This is a genomic window from Hylemonella gracilis ATCC 19624, assembly GCF_000211835.1.
Taxonomy (GTDB): Bacteria; Pseudomonadota; Gammaproteobacteria; order Burkholderiales; family Burkholderiaceae_C; genus Hylemonella; species Hylemonella gracilis.
Map to the genome: position 1 here is coordinate 117,252 of NZ_AEGR01000042.1, position 20,113 is coordinate 137,364.

Here is a 20,113-nt window from a genome sequence, read left to right on the forward strand (position 1 = left end):
CTTAGCGCCACAGCTTTCCACACAGGCCGCGGTACACATAGGGCTGCGTGGGGGCGGCAGGTCGAGCGCCCGCGGCCTCGAGCGAGACGGCGAGTTCCACCGCGGGGAAAAACACCTTTTCGGCGGGCTCGGGCAGTTCCACGCGGGCCCACGGTGCGTTGGGCAAGGGTCCGATCGCCATGACCGCGCCCGCCTTGTCGATGCGCCACAAGTACAAGGTCTGTCCTACAGGCACCGTCACCGGGCTGACCTGCTTCACGTCCACCACGCGACTGTGTCGCAAACTGGAGATGACCAAGCCGGGCTGACCCTGTGCCGTGCCCAGCACGCCCACATAACTCTCAGGCAACTGCATGCCCCTCTCTTGCCTGAGGTGCTCCTGCCACACCGCGGGCGTGAGGACGCCCATCGTCAGCCCCAAGGCCAAGGCGCCTGCGGGGATAGGCGCCAGCAGGCGACGCCACCAGGACAGCGCCGCCCTTTGTGGATCGATGGTCACCGAGGCAATGCGACGCCAAAGCCGGGCGCTGGGCTCTTGACGCGGCAAGTGCTCATGCAAGGGCGACAAGCGTTCCGTCCAAACATTCACTGCCGCCGCCAATGCCGGCTGACCTTGCATGACATGGTCGAAGCGCCTGCGCGCGCGGCCGCGCAAGGTACCCGCCACGTACGCGGCAGCCAGTGGGTCGATGGCGGAAGGGTTGCGGTACCAGTTCATGCCAAGGCCTCCATGCAGCCCTTGAGCCGCATCAAGCTGCGCCGGGTCCAGGCTTTGATGGTCCCCAGAGGCCGCTGCATGCGAGCGGCGATTTCCATGTGGGTCAGCCCCTCATAAAAAGCAAGCAGCAACGCCCGCTTGGGCTCCGCTTCCAAGGTCCCCATGCAACGTCCCAATTGCACATCTGCCTCATCGGCCAGCAGTTGCTCCATGGGCGACCCGCCTTCTGCGGGGACGTCGTAGGTTTGCTCTTCGCCGAACTCGTCACGCCCGTGCAGTGACTCTTCCGGTTTGCGCCTGCGCAGCACATCGATGGCCCGGTGCCGCGTCACCACGCACAACCATGCCTGCGTCCGGTGCTGGCCCGGCGCGGCCACGATGGACTGGTTCCACAGGGTGACGAAGACGTCCTGCAAGACGTCCTCGGCCATGGCGCGGTCCTGCGTCACGCGCAGGGCGACCGCCATCAGCCGAGGCGCGGCCAGTCGATACAGGGCTTCAAACGCCTGGGCGTCGCGCAGCGCGATCCGCGCCAGCAAGCGGCTTACTTCGTCACGGTCATCCATTCAGCGGAGCCCCAAGGTGCAAGTGAGGCCAAGCATACGGCATCGACGCAATACCGTTGGCCGCAGCATCAGCTTAGGGAGCTTTGGATTCAAGCACCTATCAAGGCTTGACCACGTGCCACACTCCACCCACGCCGTCGCCCTTGCGATCGCCAGGCTGGGTGTCGCCCGTGTAGTAATACAGCGGCTTGCCATTCACCGTCCACTGACGGTTGCCCCCGCCCGCGTCGATGAGACCGAACTCTCCCTTGGCCACGGCTTCGGGCTTGGCCATGAACGCCGGCCAAACTGCGAGACAGCCGCTGCCGCAATTGCTCTTGCCCGGTTGATCCTTGTCAAAGGTGTAGACCGTGCGCCCCCCTGCGCCGGTCAGCACGCCATCACGCACGACCAGCTGAGCATGGGCTGCGCCAGCCAAGACGCCCAAGAGGGTGAACACTGCGGCAAAGAAGATTTTTTTCATGATGTAGACAGCCTTTCAGATTGAATTTGGAGTCGCACCATCGCGCCTCTCTCCTAGAACGTTGGAGAGTTGCGTTTGGATGCAGGGGGTCAAAAAAATTTCAGCTGTCCGCGCCACGCCCCCAGAACACTGCGCCGCGGTTTTCGGGTTTATTTGGCAAAGAGCCCTTGTAGCCTTGCGGCACTGTGGAAGAGAATCGGTCGCATGCATCCATCGTCCCTCGAACCCGGGGCCCCAGCAGCCCGCGACACCGACCTCCTGCCCAGGCCCAGCAACATGGGTTTCGTGCTGACGCGATTGCGGCTGATCTCTGGCCTGACCCTGTTCACCTTCGTCATCACGCATTTGGTCAACCACGCGCTGGGGCTGGTCTCGCTGGAGGTGATGCGAGCCGGGCAAGCGATTTTCATCCTGGTGTGGCACAGCTTGCCTGGCTCCCTCTTGCTCACCTTGGCGGCGCTCACCCATCTGAGTCTGGTGCTCTACAAACAGGTGGTACGCCCGACCTTGCGCATGCCTGGGGTCGAGGGCGTGCGCATTCTGCTGGGCATCGTCACATTGCTGGGCTTGTCCTTGCACGCCACGCCCATGGTGCTGGAACGGCTGCGGTGGACGGGCTCTGGTCAGCCCGTGTCTTACCCTGATTTCATCGGCTTGTTGGCCAGCGGCGACCCGATGCTGTGGAACCAACTGATCCTGGTCATCGCGGCCTGGACACACGGCTGCATCGGCGTGCACCTCTGGTTGCGTCTGCGTGACTGGTACCGCCGTCGCCAGATCCTGTTGGCAATCGTCGCGGTGCTGGTGCCGCTGCTCGCCTTGCTGGGGGTGCTGGCGGCGGCGCGCGCGCTGCCGCAAGGTGATGGGGCATATGGGCCACAGAGCGCCTCAGGCTACGGCGCTGCCGACGGCGCCTATGGGAACGCTGATGTCGGCGCTTATGGCGGCGGTTACGGCAACGTTGATGGCAACGTTGATGGCAGCGCCGATACCGGCGGTGGGAGTAGCCAAGGCGCTTATGGCGGCGGCTACGGTGGTGGCGACACAAGCAGTGCCGGCGGCTACTCCGGCAGTGAGAGATCCGGTTACGGCAACGATGCCTACGGGTACGGCGCCAACGCGCGAGGCGCGTACGCGGACCCAGGTCGCCCGGGCGCGGCCTCGTGGCTGGGCAGCCTCCTTCCCGCGGACGCACATTCGGCCCAGTCGGTGATGGCCGCCTATGGCGTGCTCGGGCTGCTGTTATTGCTGATCGCCACGCGAGTCGGAGTGCGGGCCTGGGAACGCCGCCGAGGGTTGGTGAGCGTGCGTTATGCGAACGGCCGAGAAGTGAAGGCGGTGCGTGGGGCCTCGGTGCTGGACATCAGCCGCATGGGCGGTGTGCCGCACGCCTCGGTCTGCGGCGGACGCGGGCGCTGCTCCACCTGTCGGGTCCACGTCGACGCAGGCTGGGAAATGCTGCCGCCACCACTGGAGGGCGAGCAAAAAGTGCTGCAACGCATCCACGCGCCCACGCGCGTGCGCCTGGCCTGCCAGCTCTGCCCGCGCCACGACGTGGCCGTCACCCCCCTGCTGCCCACCGACGCGCGGCCTCAAGATGCCCTGCCCTACGACCCCATGAAATTCGGTGTCGAACAGGAAATCGTGATTCTGTTCGCCGACCTGCGCGGCTTCACGCAGATGTCGGAGACCAAGCTGCCCTTTGACGTGGTGCACATCCTCAACCAGTACTTCGCCGAGATGGGTGAGGCCATCGAGTCCTCAGGAGGCCACCTCGACAAATTCATCGGCGACGGGATCATGGCCCTGTTTGGTTTGCAGCATGGCGACAAAGGAGGTGTACGAAATGGGGCGCGGCACGCCATGGCTGCGGCCCGGGCCATGGGCGAGCGACTGACGGTGCTCAACACTCGACTGGCACAAGATCTGGCGACACCGCTGCGCCTAGGCCTAGGCATCCACGTTGGGCATGTGATCATCGGTGAAATGGGCTACGGGCGGGCCACCTCGCTCACGGCCATCGGCGACTCGGTGAACGTGGCAAGCCGGCTGGAGTCCGCCACCAAAGAGGCCGGCTGCGAGCTGCTGATCTCCGCCGAGGTCGCGCAGCGCGGTGAGCTGGATTTGTCGGCCTTCCCCGAACTGGACATCACCGTGCGCGGGCGGGAGGGCCAACTGAAGGTCTACGCCGTGCAGCACGCTTCGCATCTGCCGCGCTTTCAAGAAACTTGACGCACCGAGCACAAGTTAGGCCAAGGGCATGAGACGCTCAACCCAGGCCGTCGAGCGTCTCGGGCCCCACCCCAGAAACTGTGAAAGTTCGCTGCGTCTGTAAAGAAAGTCTCAGCTGTCGATCACCCGGCGCGTGAACGTTTCCAGGTAGTCCATCAGCGCGTCCGAGCTGCGCGCCGCGGCGTCGCCATTGCCTGTCGCGATGCCGTGCGCCAGCAGCGCGTGGCAGCGAGCCCCTTCGGCAATCTCGCCCGCGTGCTGGTAGGCATACCAAAAGCGACGGCACTGCGTGACCAGCGGCACCACGGCCGTCACAGCCGAGGCATTGCGACAGGCCGCGTGGTTCACGGCGTCCAGTTCGTGATCAGCGCGCATGTAGGCCTTCAAATCATCCTTGGCCGCGGCCGCCACCATGCGCTCGGCGCACGCCACGATCTCGTTGCGCTCCGCCGTCGTGGCTCGGCGCGCCGAACAGCTGGCGATGACTCGCTCGAGCGTGCGCCGCGTGAGGATCACGTCCAGGTGGTTCGCCAGGTCGATCGGTGAGACCAGCAGACCGCGCCGCGGCTGCTGCACGATCAATCCGATGGACATGAGTCGCATCAGGGCCTCGCGCACGGGCGTGCGTCCGATGCCGACGCGCTCAGACAGTTCAGCATCCACGATGGGACTGCCCGGCGGCAGCGCCATCGTGGAGATCATGGCCTCGATGGCCTCGTAGGCAATGTCCGCGTCGCGCCGCCTGACGCCGGCGCCCTTCTTCTGCATCACACGTTCCTCCAGGGCAGCAATTGCGCCAACCATGGCACCAAACTTGCTTGAGTACGCAGTGTACTACTAATATATTTCAAATATTCCAAAGGAATACCCAACATGCAGCAACTCGCCCCGCCCAGGCGCATCTCGCCGTCCAGTCTGGTGCTCGACGCCTCGGGCGCCGTGCTACGCCTAGAGCGCTGGCTGATCCTCGGCCTGATGGCGCTGCTGATGGTGCTGATCCTCGTGAACGTGGCGACACGCTATACCGGCATGCCGATCTACTGGATCGACGAGGCGGCGGTGTATTCAGTGGTCTGGCTGACCTTCGTCGGCGGCTCGGCAATGACGCGATTGCGCATGGATTTCGCAGTCACCCTGCTGACTGAGAGGCTCGGGGAGCGAAGTGCCGGAATATTCAAGGTGAGCGCCGATCTGGGTGTGCTTGCTTTTGGTCTCGCCATGCTAGCGATGTGCTGGATCTGGATGGACCCGGTGGGCATCACACGCGCAGGTTTCGACGCCAAGGAGTACGCCAGTATCTCGTTCAATTTCCTCTACACCGAGCGCACGCAAACGCTGAATTGGCCCACTTGGTTGCTGCAAGCGGTGCTGCCACTGTTCTCGTTCACCCTGAGCCTGCACTCCATCGCCAATCTGGTGGAGGACCTGGGCTGGCAGCCACGACGCCGCCCGGTGGGTTTTCCGGTTTCCGACGCCGAAGCGGTCGTCAACTGAAGCATCAAGAGAAGAGGCCGCGCCATGCTCACCACTTTCTTCTTCCTCGCCATCATGTTCCTGGGCGTGCCTATCGGCATCTGCTTGTGTCTGTCCGGCATGTTCTACATCTGGGACACGAACAATGCCGTTTTGTTTCAGTCGTTTCCGATGCAGATGTTCGGCGGTGTCGACAGCTACGGCCTGATCGCGATCCCGCTCTTCATCCTGATCGGCGAGATCATGAACAGTGGCGGCATCACGCGCAGGCTGGTGGCGCTGTCGATGGCCTTCATCGGCTCGGTCAAGGGCGGCTTGGCCTACGTGAACATCCTCGCCAACATGCTGGTGTCCTCCATCATCGGCTCCGCCACCGCGCAGGTCGCGATCATGTCGCAGGTCATGGTTCCTGAGATGGTGAAACAGGGTTACGACAAGACCTTCGCGGCCGGCGTTACGGTCTACGGCGGCATGCTTGGCCCGATTATTCCGCCCTCGGTGATGTTCGTGGTCTACAGCGTTCTCGCGCAGGTGGCCGTCGGCGACATGCTGATCGCGGGCATCCTTCCGGGCATCCTGCTGACGACGTTGTTCTTCGTGGTGATTGCCTGCATGGGTTGGATCTACGAATACCCGCGCAGCGAGCGCAAGACGCTGCGCGAGCGCGCGAAGACCGTGCTTGTGGCCAGTCCTACATTGCTCATCCCGGTCGTGATCGTCGGCTCCATCCTCGGTGGCCTGGCCAATCCCACCGAAGCGGCTGCCGTGGGTGCGGTGGCATCCGTGCTGGTGGGGCGCTACGTGACCCGGGAGTTCCGCTTCTCCCAAATGCCTCAGATGCTGGTGCGCTCGGGCATCTACTCGGCCATCGTGCTGTTCCTGGTCGCTGCCGCGGCCGTGTTTTCCTGGATCCTGATCTTCGGCAAGGTGCCACAAGCCACGGCCGCCTGGATCCAGACAGTGGCCCATGATCCCGTGAGCTTCATGCTGCTGACCAACGTGATCCTGCTGGTCATCGGCACCGTGATCGACGGCATTCCGGGGCTGATCATGACAGTGCCCATCCTGCTACCGGTCGCGACCGACCTGTACCACATCGACCCGCGCCACTTCGGCGTCGTCGTGGTGGTAAATCTGGTACTCGGCCTGATGTCGCCACCGGTGGGGCTGAGCTTCTTTGTCGCCGCCGCGGTCACGGGTGCCAAGCCGGGACGCATGTTCATCGTGACGCTGCCCTTCTTCTTGATCTGCTGCGCCGCGCTCGTGCTGTTGTCCATCTTTCCGTCCCTGTCACTGGCGCTCATCAAGTAACGCCCTCCAAGCCAGAACTCACGCCGACTGCATCGGTGTGGTCAGCTGCCCCACTTTCCACTTTCTTCACCACCACGGAGCCCTGCCATGACTTCTTCCCGCTCTTCTCTTCACACCACGCCTCGCGTCAGTCGGCGCAGCTTCGTCGTCGGTAGCACCGCCGCAGCGGCACTGGCCTTCACGCCGGTTCTACGCGCGCAAACCAAAGAGTTCCGCATCGGCCTGATCACTCCGGCCGGCCACTCCTGGAACCGCGCCGCCGTGCAGTTCGGCGAAGCCCTCATGAAGGAGTCGGGTGGCCGTTTCTCGGCCACGGTGTTCCATTCGGGCCAACTCGGCAATGAATCGGCCATGATGCAACAGCTGCAGTCTGGCGCGCTGGACATGGGCTGGATCCAGGCGGCGGAGCTTGGCTCGCGGGTGGCCACGGTGGCCGCCATCAACGCGCCCTACCTCGTGCGCTCCACCGCGAGCGTCGCCAAGCTGGTCAAGACACCGACCGCGCTCAAGCTGCTGGACGTGCTGCCGCGGGAAACCGGCACCATCGGCCTGGGCTGGGGAATCACGGGCATGCGCTCGGTGTTCTCCTCCAAGGACCTCAACAGCTCGGCCGACCTGAAGGGCTTGAAGCTGCGCATCAACCCCACGCCGGTCTATCGCGACTTCTACCAGTCACTGGGCGCCGCACCCACGCCCATCCCCACGCCCCAGGTGTTCGACGCCATGGCCAACGGACAGGTCGACGCTCTGGAGGCCGACATCGAGTTCTCCTGGAACGCGCGCTTCGACAAGGTCTCCAAGGTCATCCTGCAGATGAACGCGCTGTTCATGCCCTTCGCGCCGCTGGTGTCGGGTCGCGTGTGGGCCTCGCTGCCCGACAAGGACAAGGAGCTGATCCGAGGTCTGGTGCAGAAATCGCTGGATGCGCAGATCGGCGAAATCGCCAGCACCGAACCCGGGCTGCTCGAAAAATTCAAGGCCACGGGCATCGCGATGAAAAGCGAGCCGCTAGCCAACGTGGAGGCCAGCATCAAAGCCTTTGACCAGCTGTGGCTGCCCAAGTCGCCCGCGATCGCCGAGCTGCGCAAGGTCGGCGCCACGCTCTGAGCGCGCCGATCCATTCCTCCATCCCCCCATTCCCGAAAGGAAACAATGAGTTCCAAAGTCAATTGGCAGGGCGTGTTCCCGGCTGTCACCACCCAATTCCGTGAAGACCTGTCGGTCGACGTGGACGCCACCATCAAAGTCATGGACGCGCTGATCAAGGACGGCGTCTCCGGCCTGATCGTCTGCGGCACCGTGGGCGAAAACTGCTCGCTCTCCACCAAGGAAAAGGTCGCCATCATGGAGGCCGGCAAGGCTGTTGCCAAGGGCCGAGTGCCGGTGATCTGCGGCATCGCCGAATTCACCACGGCCTTCGCGGTGGACACCGCCAAGGAAGCGGCACGGATCGGCGTGGACGGCATCATGGTGATGCCCGCCCTGCTGTACTCGTCCAAGCCCCACGAGACGGCGGCACACTTCCGCACGGTCTCCAAGGCCACCGACCTGCCGGTGATGGTCTACAACAACCCGCCCATCTACAAGAACGACGTGACGCCAGACATCCTGGCCACGCTCGCGGACTGCGAGACCATCGTCTGCTTCAAGGACTCGTCGGGTGACACGCGCCGCTTCATCGACACGCGCAACATGGTCGGCGACCGCTTCGTTCTATTTGCGGGACTGGATGACGTGGTGGTGGAAAGCGTGGCCATGGGCGCGGCGGGCTGGGTCTCGGGGATGTCCAACGCCTTTCCGCGCGAAGGCGAGACACTTTTTCGCCTGGCCAAGGCCAAGCGCTTCGACGAGCTGATGCCCTTGTACGAGTGGTTCATGCCGCTGCTGCATCTGGATGCGCGGCCTGACCTCGTGCAGTGCATCAAGCTGTGCGAGCACCTCATGGGCCGCGGCACGTGGCGCACGCGCCCGCCCCGCCTGGAGCTCCCGGCCGGCGACAAGCTGCATGTCGAGACCATCATGAAAAAGGCGCTGGCGCATCGGCCCCAGCTGCCGGACGTGGGACTCGCGACGGCCTGAGTCCCCTCCGGGCCTCAGTCGTCAGCCTTCGGGTCCAGCCCCGGGAACAACACCTCGGTGAATCCGAAGCGCGTGAAGTCACGCACGCGCATGGGGTAGAGCTTGCCGTCGAGGTGGTCGCACTCGTGCTGCACCACGCGGGCGTGAAAACCCTCCACCGTGCGGTCGATCGGGTCACCGTACTGATCGAAGCCCTGGTAGCGGATGCGCTGCCAGCGCGGCACGACGCCGCGCAGCCCAGGCACGGACAGGCAACCTTCCCAATCGTGCTGTTCCTCGTCGGACAGCGGCGTGATCACCGGGTTGCACAGCACCGTGCGCGGCACCACGGGTGCGTCCGGGTAGCGGGGGTTGGTCTGGCCGCTGCCAAAGATCACCACCCGCAGGTCCACGCCGATCTGCGGCGCCGCCAGGCCCGCGCCATTGGCGGCGTGCATGGTGTCCAGCAGGTCGCTCACCAGCAGGTGCAGTTCGTCGGTGTCGAAGGCCTGCACCGGCTGCGCGACGCGCAGCAGGCGTGGGTCCCCCATCTTCAGGATGTCGCGTACCGCCATGCCGCCTCCGTCAATGCTTGAGTTGCGCGATGACCGGGGACGCGTGTGTGCCCCCCGGGGCACCGGACGAGGGCTCAGCTCGCCACAGCACGCGTCGCAGCCAGATCGAGATGTCGTCGATCAGCGTGAACAAGGCCGGGATCACCAGCAAGCTCAGGAAGGTGGACGTGATCAGGCCACCGATGACCGCGATCGCCATGGGCGAGCGGAAGCTGGCATCCGCCGCGCCCCAGCCCACCGCGATGGGCAGCATGCCCATGCTCATCGCGATGGTGGTCATCACGATGGGCCGCGCGCGCTTGTGGCAAGCGTCCAAGATGGCATCCAGGCGGCTCATGCCGTGCAGGCGGCGCGCCTCGATGGCGTACTCGACCAGCAGGATGGAGTTCTTGGTCGCCACGCCCATGAGCATGATCAGACCGATCAGCGACGGCATGGAGAAACTCTTGTTCGCGATCAGCAAGGCCACGAAGGCGCCACCCAGGGACAGCGGCAAGGCGGCGAGGATGGTGAAGGGATGCAAGAAGGCCTTGAACAGCAGCACCAGCACGATGTAGATGCACAGCACGCCGGTCAGCATCGCCAAGCCGAAGCTGGCGAACATCTCACCCTGCACCTCGGCGTCGCCAATCTCCAGCACGCGCACGCCCGGTGGCAAGTTGCGCATGATGGGCAGCTTGTCCACGGCGGTCTGCATGTCGCCCAAGGCGATGCCCGCCAGCTCGACCTCGAAGTTGATGTTGCGCGCGCGGTCATAACGGTCAATCACCGCCGGGCCGCCGCCAAAACTCAGATCGGCCACCTGTTCCAGCATGACCGGGCCCTTGGCGCCAGGCACCGCCAACCGCCCCAGAACGGACAGGTCATGGCGCGCCGCGCCGTCGAGCTTGACCACGATGGGCACCTGCCGCTGGGCCAGGTTGAGCTTCGGGAGCGCGCTGTCGTAGTCGCCCACGGTGGCGATGCGCAAGGTCTCGGCGATGGCGCTGCTGGTCACGCCCAGATCGGCCGCGCGCGCGAGGTCCGGCGTGACGAGGATCTCGGTGCGCACCAGCGCCGCGGTGGATTGAACGCTGCCCGTGCCGGGGATGGTGCGCAGCTCGCGCTCGATCTGCCGCGCGGCCGTGGCCAGGGCGTTCGGATCGTTGCCGGTCAGCGTCATCACGTACTTCTCACCGGAACCGCCCAGGCCCACCTTGCTGCGCACGCCCGGCAGGCTGGACATGGCGTCGCGGATCTGGTTCTCGATGACCTGCTTGCGCGGTCGCGTGCCCCGCTTGTCCAGCTGGATCGTCAAGGCCGCCTTGCGCGACTCGGCGGCCCCCTGGGGCGCGAAGGGATCGGAACCCGCGGAGCCCGAGCCTATGGTGGTGTAGATGGACTTGATGTGCGGCACGGCCATCACCAGCTGGCGCGCGCGCTCGGAGGTGGCCACGGTCTGTTCGAGCGTCGCGCCCGGCGGCAGTTCGAGGTACACCTGGGTCTGCGAGTTGTCGTCGGGCGGAATGAAGCCCTGCGGCAGCAGCGGGATCAGCATCACGGACGCGACGAAGAACACAGCCGCGCCCACCATGGTGATCCAGCGATGGCGGATGCACCAGGCCGCCCAGCGCTGGTAGATCGTGAGCCAAGCCGGGTCGTCGTGCTGGTTCATCCACGCCCACAACTTGCCGAGCAAGGCGTTGCCACGCGCCCAGCGCGGTTTGTCCTTGGCCATGATGACGGGCCGCATCAGGTAGGCCGCCATCATCGGGGTGAGCACGCGCGCCACCACCAGCGAGGCGAAGACCGCCAGCGACGCCGTCCAGCCGAACTGCTTGAAGAACTTACCGGGCACGCCCGCCATGAAGGCCGTGGGCAGGAACACAGCGATCAGCGTGAAGGTGGTCGCGATCACGGCCATGCCGATCTCGTCGGCCGCCTCCATGGCGGCCTGGTAGGGTGTCTTGCCCATGCGCATGTGGCGCACGATGTTTTCCACCTCCACGATGGCGTCGTCCACCAGGATGCCAATGACCAGCGACAGCGCGAGCAAGGTCACCACATTGATGGTGAAACCGAAGTAATGCATGCCGATGAAGGCAGGGATGGCCGACAGCGGCAGGGCCACGGCCGACACCACGGTGGCGCGGAAGTCGCGCAGGAAGAGCCAGACCACCAGCACCGCCAGGATCGCGCCTTCGTAGAGCAGCTTCATGGAGGCATCGAATTCCTCCTCCACCGGCGTCACGAAGTCGAAGGACTCGGTGATCTGCAAGTCAGGCCGCGCCACGCGCAGCTCGGCCAGGCGTTCGCGCACCCCTTGACCGACCTCGATCTCGCTGGCACCACGGCTGCGTGCCACCTCGAAGCCCACCACGGGCTTGCCATCGAGGAAGGCCGCGGCCGTGCGGTCCGCGATGGTGTCGCGCACGGTGGCCAATTGGTCCAGGCGCACGCTGCGGCCATCGGACAAGGCGATCTGCATGCCCGCGATTGCTTGCGCGCTGCCCAGCGCGGAGATGGTGCGCACCGGCTGCTGGCTGCCGCCGATTTCCGCTTTTCCGCCCGCGCTTTCGATCTGAACGCGGGCGAGCTGGCGCGACACGTCCGCCGCGGTGGCGCCCAGCGACTGCAGGCGCAGCGGGTCCAGCAGGACCTGCACTTCGCGGTTGACGCCGCCCACGCGGTTGATGGCGCCCACGCCCCGCACCGAGAGGAGCAGCTTGGAGACGTCGTTGTCCACGAACCAGGACAGCGCCTCCTCGTCCATGCGGTCGGACGCCACGGTGTAGGCCAGCACGGCGCCACCGGCCAGTTCGACCTTGTTGACGATGGGCTCCTGCAGGTCGGACGGCAGATCGCCGCGCACCTTGCTGACGGCGGAGCGCACATCGTCGAGCGCCTCCTGCGTGCCTTTTTCGAGCCGGAATTCAACCGTCATCGACACCACGCCGTCCTGGACCTTGGTGTAGATGTGCTTGAGCCCCTGCAAGGTGGCCAAGCTGTTCTCGATCTTGCGCGCGACGTCGTTCTCGAGCTGATTGGGCGACGCGCCGGGCAAGGTCGCGACCACGGTGATGGTCGGCAAATCCAGGTCCGGAAAGTTCTGGACCTTCATGGCGCTGAAGGAAAACAGCCCCATCAACGTCAGCATGACGAAGAGCATGGCTGCGGGAATGGGATTGCGGATGGACCACGCGGAAACGTTCATGGCGCGGTGTGCCTTTCTCTTTCTACTGTCCGATGTCGAATCACTGGACGACCTTCACGAGGTCGCCTTCATTGAGGAAGCCCGCGCCCTGCACGGCCACCGCCTCCTGAGCCGTCAGGCCTTGCAGCACTTCCACGCGCTCGCCGACGCGCCGACCCACCTCGACCTTGCGCTGACTCACGCGGGCCTGACCGTCCACCACGAAGACGTAGCTGTGGCCATCACGCAGCACCACGGCCTGGGCGGGCACCGTCAAGGCCGTGGTGCTCGGCAGCACGAAGTTGCCGCGCGCGAAGGTGTTGGCCTTGAGCGCTTCATTGCGCGGCAAATCCACGTAAACCAGGATGTTGCGCGTCTGGGCATCGGCCGTGGGCGCGATGGCGCGCACCGTGCCTTGCACTTCCAGGCCGCTGACGGTGGTCACCTCGACCTGCTGGCCGATCTTCACGCGGCCGATCTCGGCGGGCGTGACTTCGGCGCGCCATTCCATGCGGCTCTGGCGCACCATGCGGAACAGTTCATTGCCCGAGCTCACGACCGCGCCCACCGTGGCGCCGCGCGACGAGATGACGCCATCGTCCGGCGCCAGCACGCGCGTGGCCGCGAGGGTGACCTGAGCCGCTTCCCACTGGGCCTTGGCCACTTTCTCCGTGGTGTAGATCTGCGTCAGCTGCGAGCGCGAATAGATGCCCTCCTCGCCCAAGGCGCGCACGCGGTCGGCCTCGGACTTGGCATTCTCGTAATTCGCCTGAGCCTGCAGCGCGGCGGCGTAGGGAATTTCGCTCGCGAAGCGAGCCAGTTCATCGCCGCGGCTCACTTTGTCGCCCACGTTGACGTGCACGGCGGCCAAACGCAAGCCATTGACCTCGGCGCCAATGACGGCTTCTTGCCACGCCATCACATTGCCATTGGCCAACAAGGCGCCGGCCAATTGCGTGCTTTGGGGCCGGGCCACGGTCACGGTCAGCGCGGGTCGCAAGTCGGTCGAGGCCGCCGCCTGAGGGTTGGCCGCCGCTTCGGGCTTGGCGGCCTCGTCCGAAGGCCCCCCGCAGCCCGACAGCAAGAGCAGGGACAAGGCCAAGGGGCCGAGCACGGCGGGACTCGTGCCACGGTGTTGGGACAGGAAAACGGAAGAGGAAACGTCTTTCATGAAGCGTTTTGATTTTTAGTAGGAAATCGTCGGATGCCGGGCTTGCGCGCGGCGCCGGGGCAGGGGCCAGGAGGCTGGGCGTCAGCGCGTGCCCTGCCCCTCAAACCCTGGGAAACGGTGGGGGACCCCGCTTGGCAGACCCGGTGCAGACACCCGGTCCACGCCAAGGAAGGACGTGCCATTAGACCCGAAAACAACGTCACTTCGCCGGGGCATCATTCGCTTCGCGGACAGATTCGGCCCCCGGTCCGCAGCCGCCTCGCAATCCGCGACGGAACTCACGCCGCTCGTCATGGCTCATGGCCCGCCACTGGCGCATGCCATCGCGAAAACGCTCGCGCTCCTCGGGCGTCATTTGGTGCCAACGCCCACGTGGCCCGCCCGCGCCGCCAAAACCGCCCAGCAGGATGCGGCACAGCACCAGCAGCCCCGCCGCTTGCCAAAAGCCTATGGCCGGGCCTCCGAACAAATCGGGCACCAGGGCGTTCCACAACAACATCACCACCGCCCCGAAGGCCGCGACAAAGGCGACCCCCAGCAGCAGGAAAGCGAACTTCATCTTCAAAAATTGCGGTTTCATGACACTCACTCCTGAAAAACATGCTCACGCTGCGGTGAGCCAATCCTCATAGACCAGTTGCAGGCGCTCTCGCAGCGCCAGCACGGCATAACGTTTGCGCGACAGCAGGGTGTTGACCCCGACGCCCCACTGCTCGGACATCTCCTTGAAACTCAGGCCCTCGAGTTCGTGGGCCACGAACACCTCGCGCTGCTCGCGCGGCAGTTCGTCCAGGGCTTCCTCGATCTGCGCCAACAGCACCTGCCGCACCACCTCGCCCTCGGGACCGGGCGCGAGCGAGGGGAGCAACTCTTCCAGCGACGGCCCCTCTTCCTCAAGCGCCGACTCCGCCCCAAAAGCGTCGACCGGGCGGGATTTCTTCTTGCGGAAGTGGTCGACCACGCGGTTGCGCGCCACCCGCATCAGCCAGGCCCCCACCTGCTCGATCGGGTGCATCAGGCGGTAGGCGGAGACCAGTTCGTACAGCACCTCCTGCAGGATGTCCTCCGCCTCGGCGGCGTCCGACACGCGGCGGCGGATGAAGCTGCGTAGCCGCCCGCGCTCGCGCCGGACCGTGGCCGCGATGTGGCTGTCCTGCTCGGATTCGCGGCTCAAGTCTTGCGGTGGCACATCCATAGATGAGGAGTTAGACGATCCAGTGCGGCCCATATTGTGTGAACGGCGAAAAAAAACAGGCCGGCGTCCGGTCACTCCCAAGGCGCTGGCGCACAACACCCTGCGGCACAATCGGCGCGGCATGCATGAACAATCCGCCGCCCTGTCTCCGACGCCCGACCACGCTCACCCTCCATCCAGGCACCCCGCGCAGCTGCTGGCCGTGATCGCCAGCGTCTGCATCGTGGGCTTCGCCACCGGCATCACCGTACCCTGGGTGTCGCTGGCCCTGCACGCCGCGGGCGTCAGTCCCACGCGCATTGGTCTGGCCGCCGCCGCGCCGGCCATCGGCACCCTGCTGGTCGTACCCTTCATCACGCCCTGGTCAGAACGCTATACGACACGTGCGCTGATGGCGGGTTCCGCCCTGATCGCGGCCCTGAGCATGGCGCTCCTGGCCGTGGTGCCGCTGAGCCTCTTCCCCGCCCTGTTGTTGCTGCGGCTGCTGATGGGCGCGGCCTGCAGCGTGCTCTTCATCCTGGGCGAGGCCTGGATCAACCAGATGGCGGGCTCTGGGTCACGTGGGCGGCTGGTGGCGGCCTACGCCACCGCCTTCACCGTGTGCCAGGTCTCCGGGCCGGCCGTTCTGTCGTGGGTGGGCTCGGCCAGCCTGCTGCCCCTCGCGCTGGCCGTGGCCAGCCACCTGCTCGCCGGTGGTGTGTTGTACGCGGGCTTTCCGGCGGGCGTGAAGTTCTCTGGCGAGAAAAGTTTCGGTCTGCTCGGTTTTCTGAAGCGCGCGCCCGCCGTGGCCGTCGCCGTGGGTCTGTTCGCCTTTTTCGACGTGGGCCTGCTGTCCCTGATGTCGCTCTACGGCATGCACTACGGCCACACCGAGCGCGTCGCCCTGCTCATGGTGACCGTGGTCTTGGTGGGCGACGCCTGCTTGCAGGTGCCGCTGGGCGCACTCTCGGACCGTCTGGGACGCCTGCCCGTGCAGATCGGGTGCGGGCTGGTGCTGCTGTTCACGGCCCTGGGCATGCCCTTCATGATGCAGGCTGGCCACGCACTGTGGCCCTGGCTGGTGCTGTTCGGTGCCTCGGCCGGCGGCATCTACACCCTGGGCATCATCCGCATTGGCGACCGCTTTCAGGGCCCCGACCTGGTGATGGCCAATGCCTCGGTCGGCCTGCTCTGGGGCGTGGGCAGCCTCTTGGGGCCCAGCATCGGCGGCCTGACCATCGACTATTTCAGTCCGGACGGACTGATGCATGCGCTGGCCCTGCTCGCGGCACTGTTCCTCGGAGCGCTGGTTTGGGAAACGCGCTTGAGAAAGTGACGCATGCAGGCGCCTCGCGCAAACTCGCTGTCGCGAGACAGACTGGGCTCTTGTGATGAACATTGACTTTGCATGTGACCCATCGACGAGACGCACCCTGGCGAAGGCACGGCAGCAATCTGTCACACAAACTGCCACTCGTTTCGATGCCGGCTTGCGAATGTCGAGAACTTCCCTGTATAAAGCGGCAGGGTCGAATTCAACGGCCTTGCTCTGAAATGAAAGGAACACTGAACATGAACTTCAAGACTTCCGTGCTGGCTCTGGCCATCGCCGCCCTGCCCGTCGCGTCTTTCGCCGCGGGTGAAAACAACGTCGGCTGCGGCCTGGGCTCCAGCATCTTCAACGGCCAGAGCGGCGTTGTGCCTCAAGTGCTGGCGGCCACCACCAATGGCACCTCCGGCAACCAGACCTTCGGCATCACCTCCGGCACGCTGGGCTGCACGCAGGACGGCACGGTCCGCTCCTCCGTCAAGCTCTCCATGTTCATCGACGGCAACATGGAACGCCTCGCGCGCGACATGTCGCGCGGCAGCGGTGAGTCGATGGACTCGCTGGCTCAGCTGATCAACGTGAAGCAAGAAGACAAGGCCCGCTTCTTCCAAGTCGCGAAGGTCAACTTCGGCCAAATCTACGCCAGCGACAAAGCCACCGTGCAAGACGTGATGGCCGGCCTGCGCGCCGCGCTGGCGTCGGACGCCGCGCTGGCTGGCTACAGCAGCGCCGTCATCTGAGCGCCGGCTAAGCCCGTCACCGCGACACCCAGTGGCATGCCCACTGGGTGTTTTTTTGCCTGAGTCCCGATGACGTATTCCCCCTTGACGCCGGCCCCACGCACATCGCGGCCAGCGTGGTCCTTAGTCGCACGACTGTCGCTGCTTCTGCGGCTGAGTCCCCTCCTGATCCTGGGCCTGATCCACGCACAAGCCCATGCAGCGGATCACGCCAACATGGACGCGGGCTACCTGGCCGAACTGATCGCGGCGGCCGAGCAACGGAGCTTGCATGACCGCGAAGAATGGCGCACCCTGCTGCATTACCAGCCTCGACTGCGACTGCTGGCCCGCCGTAGCCTCGCCGACAGCCCTGATTTCTTTTTCTCGCCGCAAGGCGCGACCGACAGCCGCAGCGAGCTAGCGGCGACGCTGACAGCTTTTTTCTCCCAGGCCATCGAAGAGACGGACCAGCGCCAGCATCCCCAATGCCGCTTCATCGCGCGCTACCACTGGCTCAAGAAAGAACTGAACTTCGACCCAGCACGCCTGCCGCCCCAACCTTGCCCCCGCTTTGAGGCCTGGCACCGCGCACTGGACCCACGCGGCGTGACACTGGTCTTTCCCGCGGCCTACCTGAACAACCCAGCATCGATGTACGGCCACACCTTGCTGCGGGTCGATCAACGCGGCGGCAACTCACAATTGCTGGGGCATGCGATCAACTACGCCGCCGACACGAACGAGACCAGTGGGCTGGTGTTCGCCGTGCGGGGCCTGACGGGTGGTTACGCGGGCAACTTCAGCATCTCGCCGTATTACGCCAAGGTCGGCGAATACAACGACCTGGAAAACCGCGACATCTGGGAATATGAGCTCACCCTCGATGCGGAGGAAACCGACCGGCTGCTGATGCATGCCTGGGAACTCGGCAGCGTGCGCTTTGATTACTACTTCCTCGATGAAAACTGTTCGTACCACTTGCTGGCCTTGCTGGACACAGCCCGGCCCGGCCTGCGCCTGACCGACCGCTTTCCGCTGTGGGTCATCCCGGGCGACACGGTGCAGGCCATCGTGGCCCAGCCGGGCTTGGTGCGGCAGGTGTCTTACCGGGCCGCGCGCAGCACGCAGATCCAGCACCGCGCCTCACTGCTGACGCCCGCGCAGGTCCAGCTGGCGAAATACCTGGCCCTGCCCGGCGCGTCGCTGGATGAACCGCGCCTGGCCTCCTTGGTCGCGAGCGAGCAGGCCCAGGTGCTGGATCTCGCTTTTGAATACCTTGAATACCGTCGCCTGCGCGGCGACGTGCCCAACGCCGAAGCCGGCCCGCAGCTGCACCGCCTCTTGGTTGCGCGCAGCAAGGTGGATGCGCCCGATCTGCCGGCCGCGCCCGTGCCCACCCTGCGCCCGGAGCACGGCCATGGCTCCAGCCGGATCAGCCTCGGCGCGGGCCAGGACGATGGCAAGGGCTATCAATCGGTGCGGCTGCGCGCGGCTTACCACGACCTGCTCGACCCCGAAGCAGGCTATCTGCCGGGCGCGCAAATCGAGTTCATGAAGCTCGAATTGCGGCGTGACGATGCCCGCCAGGAGCTTCGGCTGGAACAACTGACCTTCGCCAGCATCGTCTCCCTGGCGCCACGCGACGATCTGCTCAAACCGATGTCCTGGCGGCTGGACGCTGGCGCCCGGCGCATGGACCTGCGCGATGGGGAGCGTCCGCTGCTGGGCCATTTGGATCTCGGCGCGGGCGTGACCGTGCAGCCAAGCGCCGCCGTGCGAGGCTACCTGATGGGCGAGGGTTCGCTGCTGGCGTCGGGAGCGCTGGAGCAAGACCATGCCTTGGGCGCCGGGGCCAGCGCAGGCCTGCTGGCGGATTTGACGCCGCGTTGGCGCATCCAAGCGCAAGGCCGCGGACTGCGGTACTTCAGCGGCGAGCGCCATGATCGCGTCGAACTCAGCCTGGACCAACGCTACACCCTGAGCCGTGATCTGGCCCTGCGCCTGGAAACGTCGTGGCGCGAGAACCGTTATCTAGGGGGCACGTCGAACCGCGGTGATCAGACGCAAGATGCTGGCGCGGTAGGGCTCTACCTGGACATCCATTTCTGAAAGTCCACCGGATGCGACACGGCTTCCTGCTGCGGACGAGGGCGCTGCTTCCGATGCTGGTGCTGGTGTTATTGCTATCGCTTTCCGGTTGCACCAGTGTCTTTTTCCAACCCATGCTGCCCTGGGTCCGCACGCCCGCCACCGTGGGGCTGGACTATGACAACCTGAATCTGCCGACCGCCGACGGCACGACCGTGAACGCCTGGTTCCTGCCCGCGCACGGGCCCAAGTCCAGCCCGTCCCTGGCGTCGGCGCGAAGCACGGTCCTGTTCCTGCACGGCAATGCCCAGAACATCAGCACGCATCTGGCCAGCGTGTACTGGCTGCCGGAGCGTGGCTACAACGTCTTGTTGCTGGACTACCGTGGCTATGGCGCCTCGCAGGGCGTGCCCTCGGTCGAGGGTGCGCAAGAGGACATTGACACCGCCCTGCGCTACTTGCTGGGCCGTCCCGATGTCGATGGCCAACGCATCGTCTTGTTGGGCCAGAGCTTGGGCGGTGCCCTCGGCATGCACTACCTGGCGCATGGCGGCCAACGCCAGCACCTGCGTGCCGCGGTCATCGACAGCGCCTTCACCGGCTACCGGGACATCGCCCGCGAAAAACTGCGTGGCACTTGGATCACCTGGCCCTTCAGTGGGTTCCTGCCTTGGCTGGTCACGGGAGACTACAACCCGATCGACGCGGCCCCCCAGGTCAGCCCCCTGCCCTTGTTGCTGGTGCACGGAGATCGCGACGATGTGATTCCCTTGCACCATGCGCGTCAACTCTACGAAGCCGCGCGCGAACCCAAGACGCTGTGGGTCATCGAGGGCGCCGCCCACATCCAGGCCCTGGAACAGGCGCAGGTCCGGGACCAGTTGGTGGCTTGGTTGGAAAGCCAGCTGAACGACGCGCCGAATCAGAGCGCGACCGGGGCGGTCCGCATTCCGGGTGGCCAAACGCCCGCATCCTTGCCACGCAACTGACCGACGCGAGCGGCGCGAAACCCCGGCCGCCTGGTCATCCAGGCCGCCACCGCTCTTCAGCCGTGCACCGC

18 protein-coding genes are annotated in these 20,113 nt (G+C 65.4%); 9 read left to right on the plus strand and 9 right to left on the minus strand.

All coding sequences use genetic code 11. The features are described 5' to 3' along the window. Position 1: 1 nt before the first annotated feature. From HGR_RS04600 to HGR_RS04610, 3 genes are all read right to left on the minus strand, one after another. On the minus strand, positions 2–718 hold the full coding sequence (locus HGR_RS04600) for an anti-sigma factor (protein ID WP_006296949.1): 717 nt from the start codon (positions 716–718) through the stop codon (positions 2–4). Continuing rightward, a complete protein-coding gene (locus HGR_RS04605; RefSeq protein ID WP_006296950.1) occupies positions 715–1,284 on the minus strand; it encodes a sigma-70 family RNA polymerase sigma factor in 570 nt (189 codons plus the stop codon). Before HGR_RS04605 ends, HGR_RS04600 begins: the two co-directional genes overlap by 4 nt. Before the next feature lie 100 nt (positions 1,285–1,384). Next, positions 1,385–1,747 carry a COG4315 family predicted lipoprotein gene (locus HGR_RS04610; protein WP_006296951.1) on the minus strand — a complete coding sequence of 121 codons (363 nt, stop codon included), beginning with the start codon at positions 1,745–1,747 and terminating at the stop codon, positions 1,385–1,387. A gap of 204 nt (positions 1,748–1,951) precedes the next feature. On the opposite strand from HGR_RS04610, the gene HGR_RS16735 reads away from it, so the two are divergent. Further along, a complete protein-coding gene (locus tag HGR_RS16735) occupies positions 1,952–3,979 on the plus strand; it encodes an adenylate/guanylate cyclase domain-containing protein (RefSeq protein ID WP_006296952.1) in 2,028 nt (675 codons plus the stop codon). A gap of 111 nt (positions 3,980–4,090) precedes the next feature. Here HGR_RS16735 and HGR_RS04620 read toward each other — a convergent pair whose 3' ends face one another. Beyond that, a complete protein-coding gene (locus HGR_RS04620; RefSeq protein WP_237701369.1) occupies positions 4,091–4,783 on the minus strand; it encodes a GntR family transcriptional regulator in 693 nt (230 codons plus the stop codon). 69 nt (positions 4,784–4,852) lie between these two features. On the opposite strand from HGR_RS04620, the gene HGR_RS04625 reads away from it, so the two are divergent. The 4 genes from HGR_RS04625 (at position 4,853) to HGR_RS04640 (ending at position 8,842) form a co-directional block, all read left to right on the plus strand. Next, positions 4,853–5,473 carry a TRAP transporter small permease gene (locus tag HGR_RS04625; protein WP_006296954.1) on the plus strand — a complete coding sequence of 207 codons (621 nt, stop codon included), beginning with the start codon at positions 4,853–4,855 and terminating at the stop codon, positions 5,471–5,473. A gap of 24 nt (positions 5,474–5,497) precedes the next feature. Then, entirely contained in the window at positions 5,498–6,763 is a 1,266-nt protein-coding gene (locus HGR_RS04630; protein WP_006296955.1) for a TRAP transporter large permease, read from the plus strand. Positions 6,764–6,850: 87 nt separating this feature from the next. Continuing rightward, on the plus strand, positions 6,851–7,870 hold the full coding sequence (locus HGR_RS04635; RefSeq protein ID WP_006296956.1) for a TRAP transporter substrate-binding protein: 1,020 nt from the start codon (positions 6,851–6,853) through the stop codon (positions 7,868–7,870). Between the two features lie 45 nt (positions 7,871–7,915). Continuing rightward, positions 7,916–8,842 (plus strand): dihydrodipicolinate synthase family protein, encoded by a 927-nt coding sequence (locus HGR_RS04640; protein ID WP_006296957.1) that lies wholly within the window; start codon positions 7,916–7,918, stop codon positions 8,840–8,842. Between the two features lie 14 nt (positions 8,843–8,856). Here the strand turns inward: HGR_RS04640 and def are convergent, their stop codons facing one another. The 5 genes from def to HGR_RS04665 all read right to left on the minus strand — a co-directional run bounded on the left by def (position 8,857) and on the right by HGR_RS04665 (position 14,934). Beyond that, positions 8,857–9,396: a peptide deformylase gene (gene def / locus HGR_RS04645; RefSeq protein ID WP_006296958.1), complete on the minus strand. Its 540-nt coding sequence runs from the start codon at positions 9,394–9,396 to the stop codon at positions 8,857–8,859. Positions 9,397–9,406: 10 nt separating this feature from the next. Then, entirely contained in the window at positions 9,407–12,589 is a 3,183-nt protein-coding gene (locus tag HGR_RS04650) for an efflux RND transporter permease subunit (protein WP_006296959.1), read from the minus strand. 40 nt (positions 12,590–12,629) lie between these two features. After that, positions 12,630–13,739: an efflux RND transporter periplasmic adaptor subunit gene (locus tag HGR_RS04655; protein WP_006296960.1), complete on the minus strand. Its 1,110-nt coding sequence runs from the start codon at positions 13,737–13,739 to the stop codon at positions 12,630–12,632. A 199-nt stretch (positions 13,740–13,938) separates the two neighbouring features. Further along, positions 13,939–14,319, minus strand: coding sequence for a DUF3106 domain-containing protein (locus HGR_RS04660; protein ID WP_006296961.1), 381 nt, complete (start codon positions 14,317–14,319; stop codon positions 13,939–13,941). A gap of 24 nt (positions 14,320–14,343) precedes the next feature. Continuing rightward, complete coding sequence (locus HGR_RS04665) at positions 14,344–14,934, minus strand: RNA polymerase sigma factor (RefSeq protein ID WP_006296962.1); 591 nt, start codon at positions 14,932–14,934, stop codon at positions 14,344–14,346. Between the two features lie 121 nt (positions 14,935–15,055). Here HGR_RS04665 and HGR_RS04670 point away from each other — a divergent pair, with 121 nt between their 5' ends. The 4 genes from HGR_RS04670 (at position 15,056) to HGR_RS04685 (ending at position 20,042) form a co-directional block, all read left to right on the plus strand. Next, on the plus strand, positions 15,056–16,249 hold the full coding sequence (locus tag HGR_RS04670; protein WP_006296963.1) for an MFS transporter: 1,194 nt from the start codon (positions 15,056–15,058) through the stop codon (positions 16,247–16,249). 236 nt (positions 16,250–16,485) lie between these two features. Continuing rightward, positions 16,486–16,983 (plus strand): DUF3015 family protein, encoded by a 498-nt coding sequence (locus tag HGR_RS04675; protein ID WP_006296964.1) that lies wholly within the window; start codon positions 16,486–16,488, stop codon positions 16,981–16,983. A gap of 216 nt (positions 16,984–17,199) precedes the next feature. Beyond that, positions 17,200–19,074: an Lnb N-terminal periplasmic domain-containing protein gene (locus HGR_RS04680; protein ID WP_006296965.1), complete on the plus strand. Its 1,875-nt coding sequence runs from the start codon at positions 17,200–17,202 to the stop codon at positions 19,072–19,074. 11 nt (positions 19,075–19,085) lie between these two features. Beyond that, positions 19,086–20,042 (plus strand): alpha/beta hydrolase, encoded by a 957-nt coding sequence (locus HGR_RS04685; RefSeq protein ID WP_006296966.1) that lies wholly within the window; start codon positions 19,086–19,088, stop codon positions 20,040–20,042. The last annotated feature ends 71 nt before the right edge of the window (positions 20,043–20,113 follow it).